General features: G+C 58.2%; 5 protein-coding genes. All 5 read left to right on the top strand.

Annotated elements, in window-relative coordinates:
• Nucleotides 1-115: 115 nt before the first annotated feature.
• The 5 genes from KHO33_RS41320 (at nucleotide 116) to KHO33_RS41300 (ending at nucleotide 6,314) form a co-directional block, all read left to right on the top strand.
• Nucleotides 116-1,354, top strand: coding sequence for a tyrosine-type recombinase/integrase (locus KHO33_RS41320; protein ID WP_054043624.1), 1,239 nt, complete (start codon nucleotides 116-118; stop codon nucleotides 1,352-1,354).
• A gap of 2 nt (nucleotides 1,355-1,356) precedes the next feature.
• The gene (locus KHO33_RS41315; RefSeq protein WP_054043626.1) at nucleotides 1,357-2,901 is read left to right on the top strand and encodes a site-specific integrase; all 1,545 of its coding nucleotides are present in this window, start codon (nucleotides 1,357-1,359) and stop codon (nucleotides 2,899-2,901) included.
• Nucleotides 2,898-5,222, top strand: a complete 2,325-nt coding sequence (locus KHO33_RS41310; protein WP_054043627.1) for a hypothetical protein — start codon at nucleotides 2,898-2,900, stop codon at nucleotides 5,220-5,222. Before KHO33_RS41315 ends, KHO33_RS41310 begins: the two co-directional genes overlap by 4 nt.
• Nucleotides 5,215-5,715: a hypothetical protein gene (locus KHO33_RS41305; protein WP_054043628.1), complete on the top strand. Its 501-nt coding sequence runs from the start codon at nucleotides 5,215-5,217 to the stop codon at nucleotides 5,713-5,715. The genes KHO33_RS41310 and KHO33_RS41305 overlap by 8 nt, the downstream gene beginning before the upstream one ends.
• Before the next feature lie 98 nt (nucleotides 5,716-5,813).
• A complete protein-coding gene (locus KHO33_RS41300; protein ID WP_054043630.1) occupies nucleotides 5,814-6,314 on the top strand; it encodes a hypothetical protein in 501 nt (166 codons plus the stop codon).
• Nucleotides 6,315-6,579 lie beyond the last annotated feature (265 nt).

Raw genomic sequence — 6,579 nt, 5'->3', positions numbered from 1 at the left:
ATAAATTATCAACATCAGTGGTACCTAATGAGGTGTTGCACGGTTTGCCTTCATAGCCTAGATCGAACGCAACGGTCATGTATCATCTGGCACCTTTTTACCGTTGCGTCGATCAATGGCTTTCCTTCAGTTATCGGATTCGCTGGTTCCAGGGCAACTGAGAAGCGTCACGCTTGTCGGCAAACCTCCGATTCCGCGATATTGGGCCAACGTCTGGCTGATCATGTCGATGGGCCACCTGGCCGAATCGACCCAAACCGGCAAGCTTCGGTACATCGAAGATCTGTACCAGCATGCGGACCGGATTCTGGGATCAAACGGTCTCGACGATGCTCTTGCTGACGTCGATGACGGCGCGCTGGCCGACGTTCTTGAATCGTGGTTTGTCTCGATCCGGAACCGGTCGCGAGCCACCCGAGCCGACGAGTTGCGCTGGCACGCTGGCCTCGGGTTTGTGACTGATGTGCTGACCTGGCTGTCCAGGAGCCGGATTCCGGACGATCGCCTGCGAGGCATCGAGGAGCGACTGCACAGGCTTTCGACCTTGTACAGCCAATTGCACGTGCGAAAAAGCAGTCAGGTTGAAACCATCCGTTCGTTGCCAGCCTCCGTCGTGGAGGCGCTTTACGATCTGCTGGACCCGGAGTCCGGTCGGAATCCGTTCAAGCATGCGAGGACCCGCTGGCGTGTTTACATTGCCTTCGTGCTGATGCTGCATCAAGGCCTGCGGCGCGGCGAGTTGCTGCTGCTCACGGCCGACTGTGTGAAATCCGGCTTTGACAGGAAACGACAAACGCTGCGTTATTGGCTCAACGTGCAGCAAAATGAATACGAGGACGCAGAAGCCGATGAGCCGATCGACACACGGTATTCGAAGCCAAGCATTAAAACAGCGCATTCTCTCCGACAGATTCCTGTCAGCCCGCTAACGGCGCAACTGGTTCAGACCTACGTTGAAAACTACCGCGGCCGCCCTAGCCACCCCTTCCTGCTCAATTCATATGTCGGCAACCCGCTCGCGACTGAGTCACTGACGAAAGCGTTTCGCGAAGTCTCGAATGTATTGCCAGACCCGGTACGACAGGAATTGAGCGATCGCAGTGACAAAGACTCCGTTATGCCGCATGACCTGCGCCACACCTGCGCGGTCGTTCGGTTACATCAATTGCTGGATAACGGTGACCCGATGGACGAGGCGCTGCAGAAGATGCGAACGTTCTTCGGGTGGTCAAAGAAATCGGTGATGCCCTCGCGCTACGCACGAGCCGTGTTCGAGGATCGGCTAGCGGACGTGTGGAATGACAGCTTTGATGACCGGGTAGCGTTGCTGCGCGCCATCCCGAAAGGACTCTGACCATGCAACAGTCCCGTAGCATCGGCGTTGCGGATGTCGCTCGCGACGCCGGAGAGTTGATTGCCGACGTGGTCTCGCGACTTCCAGCCCTTCCTCCTGTCATCCGTTACTACGACGAATTTGATGATGCTACCCGTTCGATCGCCGCGCCCACGGAAGCGACGGTATTCGAACTGTTGATCTATGGGCGGTCACATAGGCTGGACTTCGACCGCTATCCAGGTGCATACGGCATGCTGGTGAAGCAGCTCTTCCTGTTTCTACTGGGCAAAGGACTTCATGTTGTTTCCGCCTTCAAGGCAGCAAACGGAGCGATGCACTTCTCGGCTTCCGAAGTCGAAAAGCTGGTCGACGCCGGCCCGCACAAAATCGGTCGCGAATGGACCGTCATGCGTGCCCGAGACTTGCCTCAGGACGCGTACCGGTTCGGCAAAACACTGCTACGGTTGCTGTGCGTCCATCGGCTTTGCGGCTGGTCCCCGACGTATGAAGAATTTATACGCTCTTCCCTGCCCGGTCCCGCGACGGATTCGCACGCCGGAGTTCGTTCTGGGGATGTCTTTCTGTCGGTCGACGAGGAAGCTGCGATCGTAAGGCATCTGGACGAAACCGTTTCAGCTCTCATGTCGTCCGTGAATGCACCTCCAGCGCACGAGGATCTCTGCGACGCGGGCATGTTGTTGTGCGCTTACCAGTTTGCCATGCGCCCAATCCAGATCGCGATGCTGACCATGAGAAATGTACGTATCTGGGAGGACGTACCGGGTGAACCGCCGACGGTTCATCTAACCTTCCATATGGCCAAACAGAAAAGCAACTCGAAAAGAAAACCGCTTACGCGTCGGGTCAAGCGCGAGTGGGCCCCGATCTTCGTTGCGTTAAAGGCCCGACGAACGGCTGAAGGTCTCGCTGGTGCTGGGCATTTCTTTGCTGTCGAATCGAACTACGAAGCCGGAACCCGCATTGCCGCGCTCGTCAGAAAGCTGATCGACTCCGAAGACCTCGGTACAGCAACAGACCTGCGCCACACGGCGGCCCAGAGACTCGTTGATGCCGGCGCAAGCCACGAAGAGCTCGCCGAGTTTATGGGCCATTCGAACGTGCAAACAGGACTCGTGTATTACGAGACATCAGCGACCCACGCGGAGCGTGTCAACCGTGCTCTCGGCGCGTCGGACATATATCGACGCGTGGCGAAAATTGCACACGACCGGTTCATCTCCCCGGAAGAGCTCACCCTTCTTAAAGGTGAGCAGCAGATTGCCGGTGTACCTCACGGCATTCCGATTGCCGGTATCGGGGGCTGCAAATCGGGCCAGCCCGCCTGTCCCTACAACCCGGTCACATCGTGCTATGGATGCAGGAAATTCATGCCCCTGCACGACAAGGCGATGCATGAGCGCGTGCTGGCCGAGATGCGTGAAGTGGTGATCTTCTTCGACCAGAGTTCCCGCGGCGACACCAGGTCGCCGGCCTACCTGCAACTGCAACGCACGATCGCCGAGATACAGACAGTCATCGAAGAACTGGAAGCCGACAACCGATGAATCCACACTACTCTGCGTTCATTGAACTGGGCAAAATGCTGGCCCATGAGAAACGGCTGTCGTGGGACATGCCTCTCGACGAAACAGGTGCCGCATGCGACGGCGTCGGCTGGAACCTTACTGTCATTGCCGGCGACGTACCGCCGCCGACCCATTACCTGCGAGATCTTGGACCTGATGCGAAGGCGCTCGCGATCATCAATGCGGAGCGCGCTGAGCAGAGCCTGGCGCCACTGCCCCGGCGACCCCTCTCGCCGGCCTGGCAGGATCTGATCAAGGCATCCGTTACCGAACAGTTACTGTTCAAACGGAACACCACCGGACATGTCATGCAACACATCGCGCGACCGCTCCGGGTGGTTGCAACATGCGTGGAAAAGGATCCTTGGCAGCTAACCGTTGATGATCTCCGTATCGCGATTCGCATTGGAGCAGCGATACAGGCCAGCGGCAAACTTGGCGATCTGGTCATCGGTATCGTCAAGGTGATTCTTGATGCCCAACACCTCTGCGATGTGGGGCAGTTGTATCCGTCGCTAGACAGTACGCGCATGCGTACGAAAAGCGCGATCAAGGCGAAACATACCTGGTCGCAGGACGAGTTGCGCGCCGACCTGGAGGCACGCAAAAACGAGGAGCGGCTACCCGAACGCCGGGCGTTCTGGGAACTGACCCGGATCGTGATGACCGAGAAGCCGCGGACGTTCATGGACGATCTGCGGTTCGCCGCCGTGCGCACAATGATCGTGACTGGCATGCGTGCGGGCGAAGCTGCCCTGTTGCCGGTCGACTGGAAGCGCGAGCGGACGTATCTGGACTCAAAGGGGCGGCCTGCTGGCGAAGCCGTTGGCATCTCAACGTCGCTGATGGCCCGGCACTTCGCGGAAAAGCAACAGGACGACGAGTCGGACAGCCGCTTCCTGCGTGAAAACACGCAGCCTGTTCCCGACATGTTCCGGGTCCTGCTGACAGAGACGCTCGACCATGTCGCGAAGCTCACAGCTCCGCTACGCGCGACGCTGAAGCTGCAATGCGAGACGGGGCGTCTGCTTCCGTGGTACCCGGCCGACAGCCTCGTGCCCATCATCGAAATCTATACGCGGTTGATGGGTAACCCGTTCTGGCTGGATATTGAGCAGGAATCATTCATCGAGCGCTACCGTGACGACTTCGATCCGGCGGTACTCGTTGAGCTGTACGGCTATCAGATGGAACGACGCCGCAGCGGTGACCTTACACTGAACATGGCCGTCTATCAGTTCGGAAACCGTCTGGTAAAAGCGATGCGCGAGGGCAAGACTGGCATGCGCTTCCGCCATGGGAACGGCTCTCCCGTTAGCCTTCTTGAACGTATGGAATGGCACGCGACGCATCTGCACGTTGGAGAACTCGAAGAGCATATCCGGCTCAAAACGCCAACGAAGGTGTCGGACACCACACCATTGCCGCTTGCGGTCGGCGTCGTTCAGCCGTGGGAGTTTCTGTTCGTGCAGCCCAAGCGCTCGCTTGTCGAAGAGCGCAACGACGGTTTGTGCGACGTGACCCGCTACATGTCGGTTAACCGTCCTGATCCGACGTTCATTGGACAGGCACTCGGTGACTCCAAGGACCTCCCGTCGCTGTTCGAAAAATACGGACAGACCGACGAAGACCGTGCCTTGAAGATCGAGTCGCACATGCTGCGTCATCTGCAAAACACTGAGCTGTTCCGGCTGGGTGTCGCCGACACCATCATCTCGAAGCGCTTCAACCGGCGCAGCGTCGCACAGAGTTACGAGTACGACCATCGCAGCCTCGCAGAAGATCTGGACCAGATCGAGATCCCGCAGGACATCGAGATCATGCTCGGTGAAAAAGCCAGCACGGTTGCCAGGCTCATCAAGGGCGGTAAGGCCAATGGCCCGATCGTGGACGCGTTCCGGCGCATCCAGGTAACAGAGGGCGACACTGCCGCGTACGAGTACCTTCGTGCCGAAGCGGACGGTTTCCATGCCACACCGTATGGACATTGCCTGAATTCATTTACGGTCGATCCCTGCCCCAAACATCTTGAATGCTTTGCGGACTGCCGCCATCTGTCGGCCACCGATCTGCCGGAGAACCGGCAGAACCTGATCCGGCTCGAGGGCAAGTTCAAGCTTGCCCTCGAGTCGATCAAGGCCAGACCATCGACCAGCATCGGCTGGCAAAACCAGCTTGACCACGCAGAGAAGCGGCTGACCGGCGTACAGAAGCTTCTTGCCACACCAGCGGGCGAACGCCCCTTCCCTGACGGCGTTGACCTGTCACTGCCCCGGCAACGCGGAGTACTTGATGATTGAACTGAACGAGACCACGTCGTCCAGCGACGACGACCAGATGCGTGAGATTCTCGAAACGCTGCTGGCTGAGGACGAAGATATCACCGCACGCGCTGTTGCCCGGTTACACCCATCCATTAATGCGGCGTCGTCGATCACTCGTAGCGAATCCCGGAGCAAGCTGCTCGCTGAATATCAGCAGCGGCAAGCCGAATACCGGCGCTGGCGAGGCCGCGTTGCGAAACGCTCCGGCGCCGATACCGCGGCCTCGCTGGCCGACAAGGACATCAGGATTGCAGAACTCGAAGCCACTGTGCAACTACTGACCGCTTCCCACCTTGCGATGTTGCGCGCCGTCGGCGAACTCGGTGGCTTCAGCAAGTGGGCCAGGTTCTATGAACAGTATCGCGACGCACGGGACAAACTTGCGGAGCTTGGCGCGATACCAGAAGCAACCGTATCTCCAATGCCGGCGGAGAGTCTGAAGCGCCGGGGAGAAACAAAGCGTCGATGACTGTCTAGTTGGCGTGACAATGTTTGCATGATCCCCTCAGCCACGAAATGGCTGCGGTTCTGCGGTGGAAGCCGCCTCTCTCCCGAAAGGAGTATCACATGTCCTATTGCCCCTTCTTCCAGACCCTGCACGATGAAACGCGCCCCGTGGGCAATCTCGGCAGGGGAACTCACTACTCTGTTCTGCGGGCACCGGTCTGGCACGACGAGTTTATGAACCGGCTAGAACGTTGCGCGTTCCTCGACTTCGCCATCATCTGGGATGAGGATCATGACGATCGCGTGATCGACGCGATTATGGTGCTCTACATCAGTGGCATGCTCGCGCCGGTACGGTATATCGGCGAGCGGAAAGGCACGCTCTCGGTGCTGCTGGCCCCTGATGTTGTGCGAAGGTGGGACCCGAAAACGCTGGAGCAGTATCGCGACGACATCAACGACATCTGCCAGTGCCTGGAAGACCCATGGTCGGCGAAAGTTGACAGCGCTGACGGCCACGAACATTCGATCATCCACAGTTCGGCCGAGAACGTTGCTACGTATCTCCAGAACGTCAACATGCTGTGGGAACTGGGTGTGAAACCGAAAAGCCGCCCCTAAAGTCGGCAGCGAGGGACCGACGGGGACGCAACACTGAGTGCTGCGGCCTCACGTTGCCGGGCCTAACCCTGTTGCGTCCTCGGATGAGCATCGACGCAACAAATGCTAGCGCTACGGTCACGCAACAGGAAGCACCTAAAAAAGTGGATATCCTGTGGATAAGTCGGCCGCCTTACCCGTTGAAATATAACAAAACCTGAAAACCAAACCTGAAAACCAAACCAACGCAACACCACACCATAGGTGCCAAGAATCAACAATCTGG

Source organism: Paraburkholderia nemoris (genome assembly GCF_905221015.1).
Lineage (GTDB): Bacteria > Pseudomonadota > Gammaproteobacteria > Burkholderiales > Burkholderiaceae > Paraburkholderia > Paraburkholderia nemoris.
The sequence above is the reverse complement of the archived record's forward strand: the minus strand, read 5'-3'. Positions and strand labels throughout refer to the sequence as shown.

Bases quoted from the DNA above. Each gene is read 5' to 3' on its own strand.
- KHO33_RS41320 (WP_054043624.1), top strand. From the start codon at position 116: ATGGCTTTCCTTCAGTTATCGGATTCGCTGGTTCCAGGGCAACTGAGA.
- KHO33_RS41315 (WP_054043626.1), top strand. From the start codon at position 1,357: ATGCAACAGTCCCGTAGCATCGGCGTTGCGGATGTCGCTCGCGACGCC.
- KHO33_RS41310 (WP_054043627.1), top strand. From the start codon at position 2,898: ATGAATCCACACTACTCTGCGTTCATTGAACTGGGCAAAATGCTGGCC.
- KHO33_RS41305 (WP_054043628.1), top strand. From the start codon at position 5,215: ATGATTGAACTGAACGAGACCACGTCGTCCAGCGACGACGACCAGATG.
- KHO33_RS41300 (WP_054043630.1), top strand. From the start codon at position 5,814: ATGTCCTATTGCCCCTTCTTCCAGACCCTGCACGATGAAACGCGCCCC.